The sequence below is a fragment of the Flavobacterium sp. genome, from assembly GCF_040402895.1.
Classification (GTDB): Bacteria; Bacteroidota; Bacteroidia; order Flavobacteriales; family Flavobacteriaceae; genus Flavobacterium.
In genome coordinates this window covers 44,998-57,664 of record NZ_JBBALR010000006.1, presented here as the reverse complement: position 1 = coordinate 57,664, position 12,667 = coordinate 44,998, and the positions used below count along the sequence as shown (strand labels likewise).

Genomic DNA, 12,667 nt, shown 5'->3' with positions numbered 1-12,667 from the left:
ATTAATAAAATTGTTACTTTTGTAAATTCAAACAACATAAATAAATTATCAAATAAAAAGTATGAGTCATAATATCAAACCCGGTGTAGCCACTGGAAATCAAGTGCAAGAAATTTTTAATTATGCAAAGGAAAAAGGTTTTGCGTTACCAGCTGTTAATGTAACCGGAAGTAGTACAATTAATGGTGTTTTAGAAACAGCAGCAAAATTAAATGCGCCAGTAATTATTCAGTTTTCAAACGGAGGTGGTCAGTTTAATGCGGGTAAAGGCATGTCAAACGCAGGTGAAAAAGCCGCTATTTTAGGTTCTATTGCTGGAGCAAAACATGTACATACTTTAGCAGAAGCTTATGGTGCAACTGTAATTTTGCATACAGACCACTGTGCAAAAAAACTATTACCATGGATTGATGGTTTGTTAGATGCGTCTGAAAAACACTATGCAGAAACAGGAAAACCATTGTATTCTTCTCATATGATTGATTTATCTGAAGAACCAATTGAAGAAAACATTGAACTTTGCAAGCAATATTTAGCTAGAATGAGTAAAATGGATATGACATTAGAAATTGAACTTGGAATTACAGGTGGGGAAGAAGATGGTGTAGACAATTCAGATGTCGATAGTTCTAAATTATACACACAACCAGAAGAAGTTTCTTATGCCTATGAAGAGTTAATGAAAATTAGTCCACGTTTTACGATCGCGGCTTCTTTTGGAAATGTTCACGGGGTGTATAAACCAGGAAACGTAAAATTAACTCCAAAAATTTTAAAAAATTCTCAAGAATATGTACAAAATAAATTTAACACAGGAGCTAATCCAGTTGATTTTGTTTTTCACGGTGGTTCAGGTTCTACAATTGAAGAAATTAGAGAAGCTATTTCATATGGTGTAATAAAAATGAACATCGATACGGATTTACAATTTGCTTTTACAGAAGGAATTAGAGATTACATGACATCTAAAATCGACTATTTAAAAACACAAATTGGTAGCCCTGAAGGTAGTGACAGTCCAAATAAAAAACATTACGACCCAAGAAAATGGATTCGTGAAGGAGAAGTTACTTTCAATACAAGATTAGAACAGGCTTTCGCCGATTTAAATAACGTGAATACATTATAGTCATCAAGTCAAAAGTCGAATGTCTGTATGTTTTCAGATTTGTTAGGCTTTTGACTTTTGACTTTTAACTTTTGACTTGAAAAATTATGGCTTGGTTTAAAAGAAAAGAAAAAGGAATTACAACGGCAACTGAAGACAAAAAAGATGTACCAAAAGGATTATGGTACAAATCGCCAACAGGGAAAATTGTAGATTCTGAAGAATTAGAAAGAAATTTATGGGTAAGCCCAGAAGACGATTATCATGTAAGAATTGGTAGTGCAGAATATTTTAGAATTTTATTTGATGATAATGAATTTAAAGAATTAGATGCCAATTTAACTTCTGTAGATTCTTTAAAATTTGTTGATACCAAAAAATATAGCGACCGTTTAAAAGAAGTTGCCGAAAAAACCAAACTAAAAGACGCAGTAAGAACGGGAGTAGGAAAATCTAAAGGAAATGACATAGTGATTTGTTGTATGGATTTTGCTTTTATTGGTGGTTCAATGGGAGCTGTTGTTGGTGAAAAAATTTCTAGAGGAATTAGTTATGCTATCAAAAATAAATTGCCATTTGTAATGATTTCTAAATCTGGTGGTGCTCGTATGATGGAAGCGGCGCAATCTTTAATGCAATTAGCAAAAACATCTTCAAAATTAGCACAATTAGCAGAAGCACAATTACCGTATATTTCATTATGTACTGACCCTACAACAGGTGGAACCACTGCTTCTTATGCCATGCTTGGAGATATTAATATTGCAGAACCAGGTGCTTTAATTGCTTTCGCAGGTCCGCGTGTAGTTAGAGACACTACCGGTAAAGACTTGCCAGAAGGATTTCAAACCTCTGAATTTTTATTAGAACACGGTTTCTTGGATTTTATTTCGCATAGAAAAGAATTAAAAGATAAAATTAATCTTTATATCGATTTAATCTTAAACCAAGACATTAGATAAAAATAAAAACCCGACTTTCATTTGAAAATCGGGTTTTTTTATTCTGGCTTTAGAAAATTTTAAATTCCAAAAGCAGTTTTAATATCTGCTACACGGTCTAATTTTTCCCAAGTAAATAATTCAACTTCTACTGTTTTTACTTCACCATCTGGTGATTTAAACGTTTTTGTTACTACTTCATTTTTACGTCCCATATGTCCATATGCAGCAGTTTCACTATAAATTGGTGTTCTTAATTTTAAATTTTGCTCAATAGCATAAGGTCTTAAATCAAACAATTGCGCTACTTTATCAGAAATTTGAGAATCTAATAGACCGTTTTTAGCGGTTCCGTATGTGTTTACATAAATGTTACAAGGTTTCGCCACACCAATGGCGTAAGAAACTTGTACCAAAACCTCGCTAGCCACACCTGCAGCAACCAAGTTTTTAGCAATATGACGCGCAGCATAAGCGGCACTTCGGTCTACTTTACTCGGGTCTTTACCTGAGAAGGCACCACCACCGTGAGCTCCTTTTCCGCCATAAGTATCCACGATAATTTTTCTACCTGTTAGTCCAGTATCACCATGAGGGCCTCCAATTACGAATTTTCCAGTTGGGTTAATGTGGTATTCAATTTTATCGTTAAATAAATGAGCGTATTGAGGGTATTTTGCTAAAATTCTCGGAATTAAGATATCTATAATATCTTTCTTAATTTTTGCTAGCATAGCCGTTTCTTCATCAAAATCATCATGTTGTGTAGAAACTACGATAGAATCGATTCTAACTGGTAGATTGTCGTCATTGTATTCTAAAGTAACTTGAGATTTTGCATCTGGACGTAAATACGTAATAGCCGAATTTTCTCTTCTTAATTCTGCTAATTCTTGTAATAATTTGTGAGCCAAATCTAACGCTAATGGCATTAAATCAACGGTTTCGTTAGTAGCATAACCAAACATGATTCCTTGATCACCTGCACCTTGCGCATTAGCTTTCGATTCAAAATCTGTAGCGGCAGCTCTATCAACGCCTCTATTAATATCATCAGATTGATCATGAATAGCTGACAAAACCCCGCAAGAGTTGGCCTCAAACATGTATTCACTTTTTGTATAACCAATCTTTCTAATTACATCCCGTGCAATAGATTGAACGTCTAAATAGGTATTAGATTTTACTTCACCTGCTAAAATTACTTGTCCAGTCGTAACTAAAGTTTCACAAGCCACTTTTGATGATGGGTCAAATGCTAAAAAATGGTCAATTAATGCATCACTAATTTGATCTGCAATTTTATCTGGATGTCCTTCGCTCACAGATTCCGACGTAAATAAATATGCCATAATTATAAAAATAAATATATACTAATTAACGAAAAAATTGCAAGGAAATACTAAAGTAGGAAAGTTTCTGCTTTAGCATTTTTTTATGAGGTTGCAATCAGTTCAAATTTTTCCTCTTTAATTCTGGTGCAAAGGTATAAAATCAGTTTGATATTTAAATCATAAATGGTAATTAAAATTTTATTTTCAATTTCAAAACCCATTTCAGCTAAAAACAATTAAATTTAATTCCACATCGATTTAGTATTGAATTACAAGATGATTTAATTATGACTGTCGTGAAAGCAAAAGTTAATGATGTGGTAAATCAAATTGGTATTGAATGGTGTACGAAACAAAGTAAAGAACTTGTGGCAGCAGGAATACCAGTACTTCATTATTACTCTATAGGTAAAGCGGTGAACATCAAAGCCATTGCCAGTCAAATATTTTAATTTCAATTTACTTTGAATTTACAGTTCATAAACTATATTTGTCTTAAATATTTTTATGAAGCAATTTTTACTTTTATTCATTTTTGGAATTTCGTTTTCACAAAATCAAACGGACGCCTATTATATAGATGTTCAAGGCTTTCGTGGTACTATTTTTAAACATACACAAGAAGTTAGTCATTTGGCTACCGGACATCCGAATGGATTTTTGGTAAGTATCAATAAAAAATCATCGGGTAAAAAAGAATGGCAACAAGTCTATGCTTATCCAGATTATGGAATTTCTTTTCAAGCTATTGACTTCAATAACAACTATTTAGGTAAAAATTATGCGATAGGGTTACATTATAATTTTTACTTTTTAAAAAGACAGTTACTTTTTAGGGTTTCCCAAGGAATTGGATTTACGACCAATCCTTACGATAAAGAAAGCAATAATAAAAACAACGCTTTTGGATCGAAATTTTTAGATAATAATTACATTTTATTACAATATCAAAAGCAAAACCTACTTGGTCCAATAGGTATTCAAACAGGATTTATGCTTACCCATTTTTCGAATGCACGATTTAAAGCACCTAATAGTGGTATAAACAGTTATTCCTTTACATTCGGATTAAATTATAATTTTGATAAAGATAAGCCAATACTAAAAGATAGTTTGCCAAATTCAAAATCGTATGCAGAAAAAATTAAATACAATTTTGCCTTTCGAACTGGAATTTCAGAAGCACCTGTAGTTGGAATTGGACAGCGTCAGTTTTATCACATCGGTTTATATGCAGACAAACGATTTAATAGAAAAAGCGCTATTCAATTTGGGACAGATGTGTTTTTTTCAAGGTATTTAAAAGATTATATTCAATTTTCTTCTGTTGCCTTTCCAGACAAAAAGCCTTTAGACCCTAATACGGATTATAAAAGAATTGGCGTATTTGTGGGTCACGAATTATTTATTAATAAACTATCCATTGAAACGCAATTTGGGTATTATGTGTACAAACCTTTTAAATATGATATTGATATCTATCAGCGATTGGCGCTAAAATATTATATCAATAAAAATATATTTACAGGAATTGGTTTAAAAACGCATAAAGCAAAAGCAGAAGCGGCAGAATTAACTTTAGGAATTAGATTATGATGAAAAAATATATACTATTTGTTTTTGTTCTACTACTTTCTAGTTGTGGTATTTCAGAAGATTGTATCAAAAATGCAGGAAATCCTGTAACTAAAGAAATTGTTATTTCTGATTTCGATAAAATCCGCGTACATGCTGGAATTTCTTTAGTAGTAGAAGAAGGTCCAAATTTTAAAGTAACCATACAATCAGGAACTAATATAATCGATAATATTGAAATCAATAAACAAGGTGATTTTTTAGTGGTAAAAGATAATTCCACTTGCAATTGGACCAGAGATTTCAAAGCAGCAACTGTTTATGTAACGGCACCCAATATTAGTGAAATTCATAGTAAAACGGAACAAGATATTTATTCTGATGGAACGTTAGCCTATCCAACTCTGAGATTATTTGCTTTAAATGAAGACGAAGCCGGTACTGGCGATTTCTATTTAAATATAAATAACGGACAAACCGTAATTGAATCGAATCACGTTTCTAATTTTTATATTTCAGGAAATACTTCTGAATTATTATGTAATTTCTATTTTGGTACGGGTAAATTTTATGGAGAAAATTTCATTTGTCAAAACATTAAAATCTTTCAACGCGGTTCTAATGATATGATTTTAAAACCCATTCAATCCATTTCAGGAAAAATATTAAATACTGGGAATGTGATTCTGAAAAATAATCCACCAATTATAAATGTGGAGCAATTGTTTTCAGGACATTTGATACTGAATTAAGCTTTAGTTTTTTCTCTAAACACTTTCTCTAAATTCTTGCCTAAATCAGCAAGTTGTGCATCTTCTACAATTTTCCCCTGGTGAATAATGATAATTCTATCGCAAATAGCTTCTACTTCTTGCATAATGTGTGTAGATAAAAAAACCGTTTTATCGTTACCAATATTTTTTATTAATTCTCTAATTTCAACTAATTGATTTGGATCCAATCCTGTTGTTGGTTCATCTAAAATCAATACTTCTGGATTATGAAGTAAAGCTGTAGCCAATCCTACACGCTGACGAAATCCTTTGGAAAGTTCGCCAATTTTTTTGTGACATTCTGGTGTTAAACCCGTCAATTCAATCACTTCTTGAATACGAGATTTGTCTGTTTTATGCACTTCAGCACTAAATTCTAAATATTCACGAACATATAAATCCAAATATAACGGATTGTGTTCTGGTAAATAACCAACCGATTGTTGCACGCTTTTCTGAGCAGAAGTCACATCAAAACCATTTACGGTAGCTTCGCCAGAATCTGCTGTTAAATATGTGGTCAATATTTTCATTAATGTTGATTTTCCGGCACCATTTGGACCTAAAAAACCTACAATTTCTCCTTTTTTTACAGAAAAACTAACGTTATCTAACGCTTTTTGAGTTCCGTACGTTTTGGTTATGTTTTTTACTTCTATTGACATATTCTTGTTTTCAACAAAAATAATAAATAAAAGCAATACTTTAATAGATAAATTTAAGTTAATATGGTTTTTATTGTTTAATTTTTTTGTAAATTTGTTCAACAAAATATTTATACTATGGCAGCACCTAAAAAAAAGAAAGTAATTACCGAAGATGTAATTGTTTCTGCATACACAGATTTTTGTTTAACAAATGCAAAAAAACCAAATTCGGTTTATGAATTTGCTAAGTTAAACAATATGGATGAAACGGATTTTTATCACTATTTTACTTCATTTGAGGTTTTAGAAAAAAACTATTTTGTAACGATGTTTGCTTACACATTAGAATTATTAGAAAAAAATGAAGCGTATCAAACCTATGAAAGTGCTGATAAATTATCTGCGTTTTATTTTACTTTTTTCGAAATGGCAACGGCAAATAGAAGTTTTGTTATTTATTTATTAAAGCAAGATAAAAATCCAATGAAAAACTTAGGGAAGTTGTCTAAACTTCGTGAAGTGTATTTAGATTATGCTCTAACTATTTTAGAAAAGCCAATTAAAATGGATCAAGAAACAGTTGTGAAAATTCAAGATAAAGTTTTACAAGAAGCCTCTTGGTTGCAATTTTTATCCATCTTTAATTTTTGGATGCACGACGAATCTTCCAATTTTGAAAAAACGGATGTTTTTATTGAAAAATCAGTAAAAGCGAGTTTCGATTTGGCATACAATATTCCTACACAAAGCATTATTGATTTTGGAAAATTTTTGTGGAAAGAACAAATGAACGGCATGTTTTCAAAATCATAAATACAACAAAAAATAATGAAAAAAATAGATAGTATTCCAACCGGGAAGATGCAGCGCGTAACAAAATTAGTTACCACCGGAGTGAAAGTTGGAGGAAATTACTTGAAATATTATGGCGAAAAAGTCGTAAATCCATCGTTAACTAAAGATAAATTACACGAAAGCAATGCGTCTGATATTTATGATGGGTTAAAGGAATTAAAGGGAAGTGCGCTAAAAGTTGCACAAATGCTAAGTATGGAAAAAAACTTGTTACCACAATCTTATGTAGATAAGTTTTCGTTGTCGCAATTTTCTGTACCGCCATTATCTGCCCCATTAGTTCGAAAAACATTTAAAACGTATTTTAAACAATATCCAGAAGAATTATTTGATACTTTTTCTCCAGATTCCATCAACGCGGCAAGTATAGGACAAGTTCATAAAGCCACTAAAAATGGGAAAGAATTAGCTGTGAAAATTCAATATCCTGGTATTCGAGAAAGTATTGGATCTGATATTGCTTTAGTGAAACCAATTGCAGTTAGAATGTTCAATTTGCAAGGAACTTCAGATGAATATTTTCAAGAAGTAGAAGACAAACTAACGGAAGAAACAGATTATAAATTGGAAATATCGCAATCGATGACCGTAATTCAAGATTGTGAGAAAATAGATAGTTTACTTTTCCCTAATTACTATCCAGAATATTCTTCCGATAAAATTATTACAATGGATTGGATGAATGGGATTCATTTATCTGAATTTTGTTCTAGTAATGCCTCTCAAGAACAACGTAATAAAGTAGGGCAAACGTTATGGAATTTTTATATGTATCAAATTCATCAATTGAAAAAATTTCATGCCGATCCGCATCCAGGTAATTTTTTAGTTGATAAAAACGACAACTTAATTGCAATTGACTTTGGTTGTATGAAAGAAATTCCAACTGATTTTTATGTGCCCTATTTTGAAGTATCTACACCAGATTCCTTAAAGGATATGGACTATTTCACAAATAAATTATTCGAATTAGAAATTTTAAAAACAACGGATTCTCCGAAAGAGTTAGCGTTTTTTACAGATATGTTCCATGAATTGCTTAGTGTTTTTACGCAACCAATTCAAGCAGAAATATTTGATTTCTCACAACCAGAGTTTCAAGCTCAAATTGCAGTATTAAGTGAAAAATTTGCAAGTGATAAAACGCTACGAAAAATGAATGGCAATAGAGGTTCTAAACATTTTATCTACGTAAACCGAACATTTTTTGGTTTATATAGTTTAATGTTTGATATCAAAGCAAAAGTAAAAATTAACGATTTTGAAAAATATTTAAATTAATAAAGAATATGAAGAATTACCTTATAATTGGCGGAAGTAAAGGTGTTGGTGAACAAATTGTAAAAGAGTTATCGGAAAAAGGTAATTTTTGTCACGTGATTTCTCGTTCCGAGCCTACTTATGAATTTAATGGAAACTGGCATCAATTAGATGCTTTAACAGATAATTTGCCCACTATTGAATCTATCGATGGTTTAGTATATTGTTTAGGAAGTATCAATTTGAAACCTTTTAATCGTTTAAGTTTAGAAGATTTTAATTCGGATTTAAATGTAAACTTTTTCGGCGCATTGAAAGCATTTCAGCACTATTTACCAACTTTAAAAAAATCGGAACAAGCAAGCGTTGTCATGTTTAGCACGGTTGCCGTTCAGTCAGGAATGCCCTATCACGCTAGTATTGCTGCTGCAAAAGGAGCCGTTGAAGGTTTAGTAAAAAGTCTGGCTGCCGAATTTGCACCAAAAATAAGAGTGAATGCCATTGCACCATCGCTAATCGATTCTCCATTGGCAGCAGGAATTTTACGTTCTGATCAAATTAGAGAGAATATGATAGCAAAGCATCCTTTAAAACGAATTTTAAATCCTGTTGACGTTTCTCAAACTGCTTGTTTTCTTTTAACAGAGGCTTCAAATGGGATCACGGGACAAATTATCGTTCAAGATAATGGTTTGGTAAGTTTAAGTTATTAAATATTTTATATATTTGTAATAGTATAAAAATCGCCACTAAATGATATAACCAATCCGTTATATTAAAGTATATAAATTAATAAATCCCGATTTTTTTCGGGATTTTTTATTCAAATAAAATGGAAATTACAAAAGAATACAAACAATGGTTGGTAGATTTAAAATTAAATCATCCTTTAGTTATTGCTGGCCCGTGTAGTGCTGAAACCGAAGAGCAAGTTTTAAAAATTGCTCACGAACTAAAAAATTCGGATGTTTCTATTTTTCGTGCTGGAATTTGGAAGCCAAGAACACGTCCTGGAGGATTTGAAGGCGTGGGTGAAATTGGTTTAAAATGGCTACAGAAAGCCAAAGCAGAAACAGGTTTGTTAATGGCTATAGAAGTTGCCAATGCCAACCACGTAAAATTAGCTTTACAATATGATATTGATGTGCTGTGGATTGGTGCGCGAACTACTGTAAATCCCTTTGCCGTGCAAGAAATTGCAGATGTATTAAAAAACACAGATAAAATTGTATTGATAAAAAATCCAGTAAATCCAGATTTATCTTTGTGGATTGGAGGATTAGAACGCTTATATCAAGCTGGGATTAAAAATCTAGGAGTCATTCATAGAGGATTTTCCACCTATGAAAAAACGAAATATAGAAACAATCCAGAATGGCAAATAGCAATTGATTTACAAAATAGATTTCCGAATTTGCCTTTAATTTGTGATCCATCGCACATTACTGGTAAACGAGATATGATTCAAGAAGTAGCGCAACAAGCTTTAGATTTAAATTATGACGGCTTAATTATTGAAACCCATTTTGATCCAGATAACGCTTGGAGTGATGCAGCCCAACAAGTAACACCAGCAGTATTGAAACAAATTTTCGTCGATTTGAGAATGAGAAAAGAAACTGATGAAAATGCAGAATGGAATAAAGAAATGGCTTTACAACGCGCTTATATTGATGAATTAGACACGAAACTAATTGAGATTTTAGGAAAGCGTATGAAGTTAGCAGAAAAAATAGGACAACTTAAAAAAGAGAAAAACGTTGCCATTTTGCAAAACAAACGCTGGAATGAAATTTTAGGGAGAATGATTTTAGACGGTGAAAATAAAGGATTAAACGAAGAATTTGTTTTGAAAATTTACAAAGCGATACATCAAGAAAGTATAGCGCACCAAGAAATAGTATTTAAAAGTTAAAAGGCTATAACAATTTGTTATAGCCTTTTAATTATTTTTTGGTTTTCTTAAAAATATATCGTGTTATAAAAATTCCTGTTCTATCATCTTTGCCTCCATCACTTTCTGCAGCACTTGCTACATTAAATAATTCCCAACCTTCCACACTATATTTGTTTAAAAGAGAAGTTATCATAGCGTCATTAGAAGCGATATTTTGAAAATTTATTCCAACAAGACTATAAAAATTCAATAAAGTAGATTCTTTTAAATTATCAATTTTCACATCTGATCTATCACTTGTAGTTTTGTCCTTGCCATCAGCAGTTCTAACTGTAGTGAATTGCGTGTAATCTACTTCAGTACCATTTTCAATAATTCTAGATCTACCAATTCCTCCTGGAACGACTGATTCTATTGAAGTTACAATTTTGTACTCAACTGTTTGTCCGAATGTTGTTATTGTATAAATACACAAGGCACAACTTAAAAATAATTTTTTAATCATAATTTTAGATTTAGGTTATTAAAGCAAATATAAAAAATCTGAAAATAATTTCAAATTCATTTAATTAATTTATTTATTATTTCTTTATAATAAGAAATCTTATATTTGCTATATTAATTTAATTAATACAATTCATGACGGGAACCGTTTATAAATCTACTGGAAGTTGGTATTACGTAAAATCTGATGATAATCAATTTTACAATTGTCGCATCAAAGGTAAATTCCGTATGAAAGGTATTAAAAGCACCAATCCTATAGCGGTAGGAGACATCGTAGATTTTGATTTAGACGAAACTGTAGATGAAGTAAACGGTATCATAACTACCATTCATGATAGAAAAAATTATATCGTACGTAAATCGGTAAATTTATCAAAGCAAACACATATTATTGCTTCTAATATTGATATTGGTTTTCTTATTGTAACTATAAATAACCCTATAACTACAACTAGTTTTATTGATAGATTTTTGGTTACTGCTAAGGCATATGGCATTGAAGCGATTTTAATTTTCAATAAAATTGACACCTTTGACGAGGCTACTTTAAACGAACAATTGTATTTACAACACATTTATACCGAAATTGGGTATACATGTTTGCGAGTTTCGGCAACCGATAATAAAGGTATTACAGAATTAATGGATATTATGAAAGGAAAGGTATCTATGTTTTCAGGGCATTCTGGTGTAGGTAAATCTACCTTAGTGAATGCAATTGAACCTACTCTGAAATTAAAAACCAAAGAAATTTCTAATTCGCACGCCCAGGGGCAGCATACTACAACTTTTGCTGAGATGTTTGATTTGTCAAATAATATTAGAATTATTGACACACCTGGAATTAGAGGTTTTGGAATGGTAGATATGGAAAAACAAGAAGTTTCGGATTACTTTCCAGAACTTTTTGCTTTAAAAGAAGCATGTAAATTCAACAATTGCTTACATAAAGAAGAGCCACATTGTGCGGTAAAAAAAGCACTCGATGAAGATAAAATTACTTGGAGTAGGTACCAAAGTTATTTGAAAATATTAGAAGGCGACGAAGAACAATACCGAAATGACATCTATGGTGAAGACCGAATTGCTAGCGATGAAACTAGAAAATAATTAACAATTCACAATTAAAATGAAAGTAGTTATTCAAAGAGTTTCCGAAGCTTCCGTTACAATTGGCCAAAATATTGTGGCTCAAATAAATAAAGGCCTTCTTATTTTAGTAGGTATTGAATCAGAAGACAATTTGGAAGATATTAATTGGCTGGTTTCTAAAATTGTATATCTTCGTATTTTCGAAGATGCAAATAATGTAATGAACCTTTCTGTTAAAGATATTGATGGCGAAATTATTGTGGTGAGTCAATTCACGCTTCACGCATTAACCAAAAAAGGAAACAGACCAAGTTATATAAAGGCGGCAAAACCAGATATTGCAATTCCAATGTATGAGAAATTCATACAACTTTTAGAGTTGGAATTAGGAAAAAAAATCCAAACAGGACAATTTGGAGCCGATATGAAAGTTGCGTTAGTTAATGAAGGACCCGTAACTATTATTATGGATTCAAAAAACAAAGAGTAGTATGAAAAATTTCAATCTAAAAAGATTTATCATAGAGATGCTAATTTATGCCATAATTTTTGGTGTAATTATGTATTTTGCAGAATATAAAGATGTTCAAAAATCAGTAACACACGGGATATTTTATGGTTTTTTTATGTCGATTTTTAATTCATTTATTTTACCAAAATTCCAAAAAAAGAAATAAA

The 12,667-nt window shown here is 31.4% G+C and carries 13 protein-coding genes and 2 pseudogenes; 12 read left to right on the top strand and 3 right to left on the bottom strand.

What is annotated here, in order from left to right; translation table 11 throughout:
• The first annotated feature begins 61 nt into the window (after positions 1-61).
• Complete coding sequence (gene fbaA / locus ABWP60_RS06840; RefSeq protein ID WP_353150391.1) at positions 62-1,129, top strand: class II fructose-bisphosphate aldolase; 1,068 nt, start codon at positions 62-64, stop codon at positions 1,127-1,129.
• Between the two features lie 86 nt (positions 1,130-1,215).
• Positions 1,216-2,070 (top strand): acetyl-CoA carboxylase, carboxyltransferase subunit beta, encoded by an 855-nt coding sequence (gene accD, locus ABWP60_RS06835; RefSeq protein WP_353150389.1) that lies wholly within the window; start codon positions 1,216-1,218, stop codon positions 2,068-2,070.
• A 59-nt stretch (positions 2,071-2,129) separates the two neighbouring features.
• On the opposite strand, the gene metK is transcribed toward accD, so the two are convergent.
• Positions 2,130-3,401: a methionine adenosyltransferase gene (metK, locus tag ABWP60_RS06830; protein WP_353150386.1), complete on the bottom strand. Its 1,272-nt coding sequence runs from the start codon at positions 3,399-3,401 to the stop codon at positions 2,130-2,132.
• 212 nt (positions 3,402-3,613) lie between these two features.
• Between metK and ABWP60_RS06825 the strand changes: the two are divergent.
• The 3 genes and pseudogenes from ABWP60_RS06825 to ABWP60_RS06815 all read left to right on the top strand — a co-directional run.
• Positions 3,614-3,835, top strand: a pseudogene (locus tag ABWP60_RS06825) (methylenetetrahydrofolate reductase [NAD(P)H]); the annotation flags it as partial.
• A gap of 55 nt (positions 3,836-3,890) precedes the next feature.
• The gene (locus ABWP60_RS06820) at positions 3,891-4,979 is read left to right on the top strand and encodes an acyloxyacyl hydrolase (protein ID WP_353150380.1); all 1,089 of its coding nucleotides are present in this window, start codon (positions 3,891-3,893) and stop codon (positions 4,977-4,979) included.
• Entirely contained in the window at positions 4,979-5,710 is a 732-nt protein-coding gene (locus tag ABWP60_RS06815) for a head GIN domain-containing protein (RefSeq protein WP_353150377.1), read from the top strand. The genes ABWP60_RS06820 and ABWP60_RS06815 overlap by 1 nt, the downstream gene beginning before the upstream one ends.
• A gap of 32 nt (positions 5,711-5,742) precedes the next feature.
• Here ABWP60_RS06815 and ABWP60_RS06810 read toward each other — a convergent pair.
• Positions 5,743-6,396, bottom strand: a pseudogene (locus ABWP60_RS06810) (ATP-binding cassette domain-containing protein); the annotation flags it as partial.
• A 117-nt stretch (positions 6,397-6,513) separates the two neighbouring features.
• Between ABWP60_RS06810 and ABWP60_RS06805 the strand changes: the two are divergent.
• From ABWP60_RS06805 to ABWP60_RS06790, 4 genes are all read left to right on the top strand, one after another.
• On the top strand, positions 6,514-7,191 hold the full coding sequence (locus ABWP60_RS06805; RefSeq protein WP_353150374.1) for a TetR family transcriptional regulator C-terminal domain-containing protein: 678 nt from the start codon (positions 6,514-6,516) through the stop codon (positions 7,189-7,191).
• Positions 7,192-7,206: 15 nt separating this feature from the next.
• Positions 7,207-8,514 carry an ABC1 kinase family protein gene (locus ABWP60_RS06800; RefSeq protein ID WP_353150371.1) on the top strand — a complete coding sequence of 436 codons (1,308 nt, stop codon included), beginning with the start codon at positions 7,207-7,209 and terminating at the stop codon, positions 8,512-8,514.
• An 8-nt stretch (positions 8,515-8,522) separates the two neighbouring features.
• Positions 8,523-9,206: an SDR family NAD(P)-dependent oxidoreductase gene (locus ABWP60_RS06795; RefSeq protein WP_353150368.1), complete on the top strand. Its 684-nt coding sequence runs from the start codon at positions 8,523-8,525 to the stop codon at positions 9,204-9,206.
• 119 nt (positions 9,207-9,325) lie between these two features.
• Positions 9,326-10,408 (top strand): chorismate mutase, encoded by a 1,083-nt coding sequence (locus tag ABWP60_RS06790; protein ID WP_353150365.1) that lies wholly within the window; start codon positions 9,326-9,328, stop codon positions 10,406-10,408.
• A gap of 31 nt (positions 10,409-10,439) precedes the next feature.
• On the opposite strand, the gene ABWP60_RS06785 is transcribed toward ABWP60_RS06790, so the two are convergent.
• Entirely contained in the window at positions 10,440-10,895 is a 456-nt protein-coding gene (locus ABWP60_RS06785) for a hypothetical protein (RefSeq protein WP_353150362.1), read from the bottom strand.
• Between the two features lie 134 nt (positions 10,896-11,029).
• On the opposite strand from ABWP60_RS06785, the gene rsgA reads away from it, so the two are divergent.
• The 3 genes from rsgA to ABWP60_RS06770 are packed head-to-tail and all read left to right on the top strand — an operon-like array spanning position 11,030 to position 12,666.
• Positions 11,030-12,007 (top strand): ribosome small subunit-dependent GTPase A, encoded by a 978-nt coding sequence (gene rsgA / locus ABWP60_RS06780; protein ID WP_353150359.1) that lies wholly within the window; start codon positions 11,030-11,032, stop codon positions 12,005-12,007.
• Positions 12,008-12,026: 19 nt separating this feature from the next.
• Positions 12,027-12,479 carry a D-aminoacyl-tRNA deacylase gene (gene dtd / locus ABWP60_RS06775; protein ID WP_353150356.1) on the top strand — a complete coding sequence of 151 codons (453 nt, stop codon included), beginning with the start codon at positions 12,027-12,029 and terminating at the stop codon, positions 12,477-12,479.
• A 1-nt stretch (position 12,480) separates the two neighbouring features.
• Positions 12,481-12,666 (top strand): hypothetical protein, encoded by a 186-nt coding sequence (locus ABWP60_RS06770; RefSeq protein WP_353150353.1) that lies wholly within the window; start codon positions 12,481-12,483, stop codon positions 12,664-12,666.
• Position 12,667: the final 1 nt, after the last annotated feature.

Coding starts and splice junctions, on each gene's coding strand:
- ABWP60_RS06790 (WP_353150365.1), top strand. CDS start 9,326: ATGGAAATTACAAAAGAATACAAACAATGGTTGGTAGATTTAAAATTA.
- ABWP60_RS06805 (WP_353150374.1), top strand. CDS start 6,514: ATGGCAGCACCTAAAAAAAAGAAAGTAATTACCGAAGATGTAATTGTT.
- ABWP60_RS06815 (WP_353150377.1), top strand. CDS start 4,979: ATGAAAAAATATATACTATTTGTTTTTGTTCTACTACTTTCTAGTTGT.
- rsgA (WP_353150359.1), top strand. CDS start 11,030: ATGACGGGAACCGTTTATAAATCTACTGGAAGTTGGTATTACGTAAAA.
- metK (WP_353150386.1), bottom strand. CDS start 3,401: ATGGCATATTTATTTACGTCGGAATCTGTGAGCGAAGGACATCCAGAT.
- dtd (WP_353150356.1), top strand. CDS start 12,027: ATGAAAGTAGTTATTCAAAGAGTTTCCGAAGCTTCCGTTACAATTGGC.
- ABWP60_RS06770 (WP_353150353.1), top strand. CDS start 12,481: ATGAAAAATTTCAATCTAAAAAGATTTATCATAGAGATGCTAATTTAT.
- fbaA (WP_353150391.1), top strand. CDS start 62: ATGAGTCATAATATCAAACCCGGTGTAGCCACTGGAAATCAAGTGCAA.
- ABWP60_RS06820 (WP_353150380.1), top strand. CDS start 3,891: ATGAAGCAATTTTTACTTTTATTCATTTTTGGAATTTCGTTTTCACAA.
- ABWP60_RS06795 (WP_353150368.1), top strand. CDS start 8,523: ATGAAGAATTACCTTATAATTGGCGGAAGTAAAGGTGTTGGTGAACAA.
- accD (WP_353150389.1), top strand. CDS start 1,216: ATGGCTTGGTTTAAAAGAAAAGAAAAAGGAATTACAACGGCAACTGAA.
- ABWP60_RS06785 (WP_353150362.1), bottom strand. CDS start 10,895: ATGATTAAAAAATTATTTTTAAGTTGTGCCTTGTGTATTTATACAATA.
- ABWP60_RS06800 (WP_353150371.1), top strand. CDS start 7,207: ATGAAAAAAATAGATAGTATTCCAACCGGGAAGATGCAGCGCGTAACA.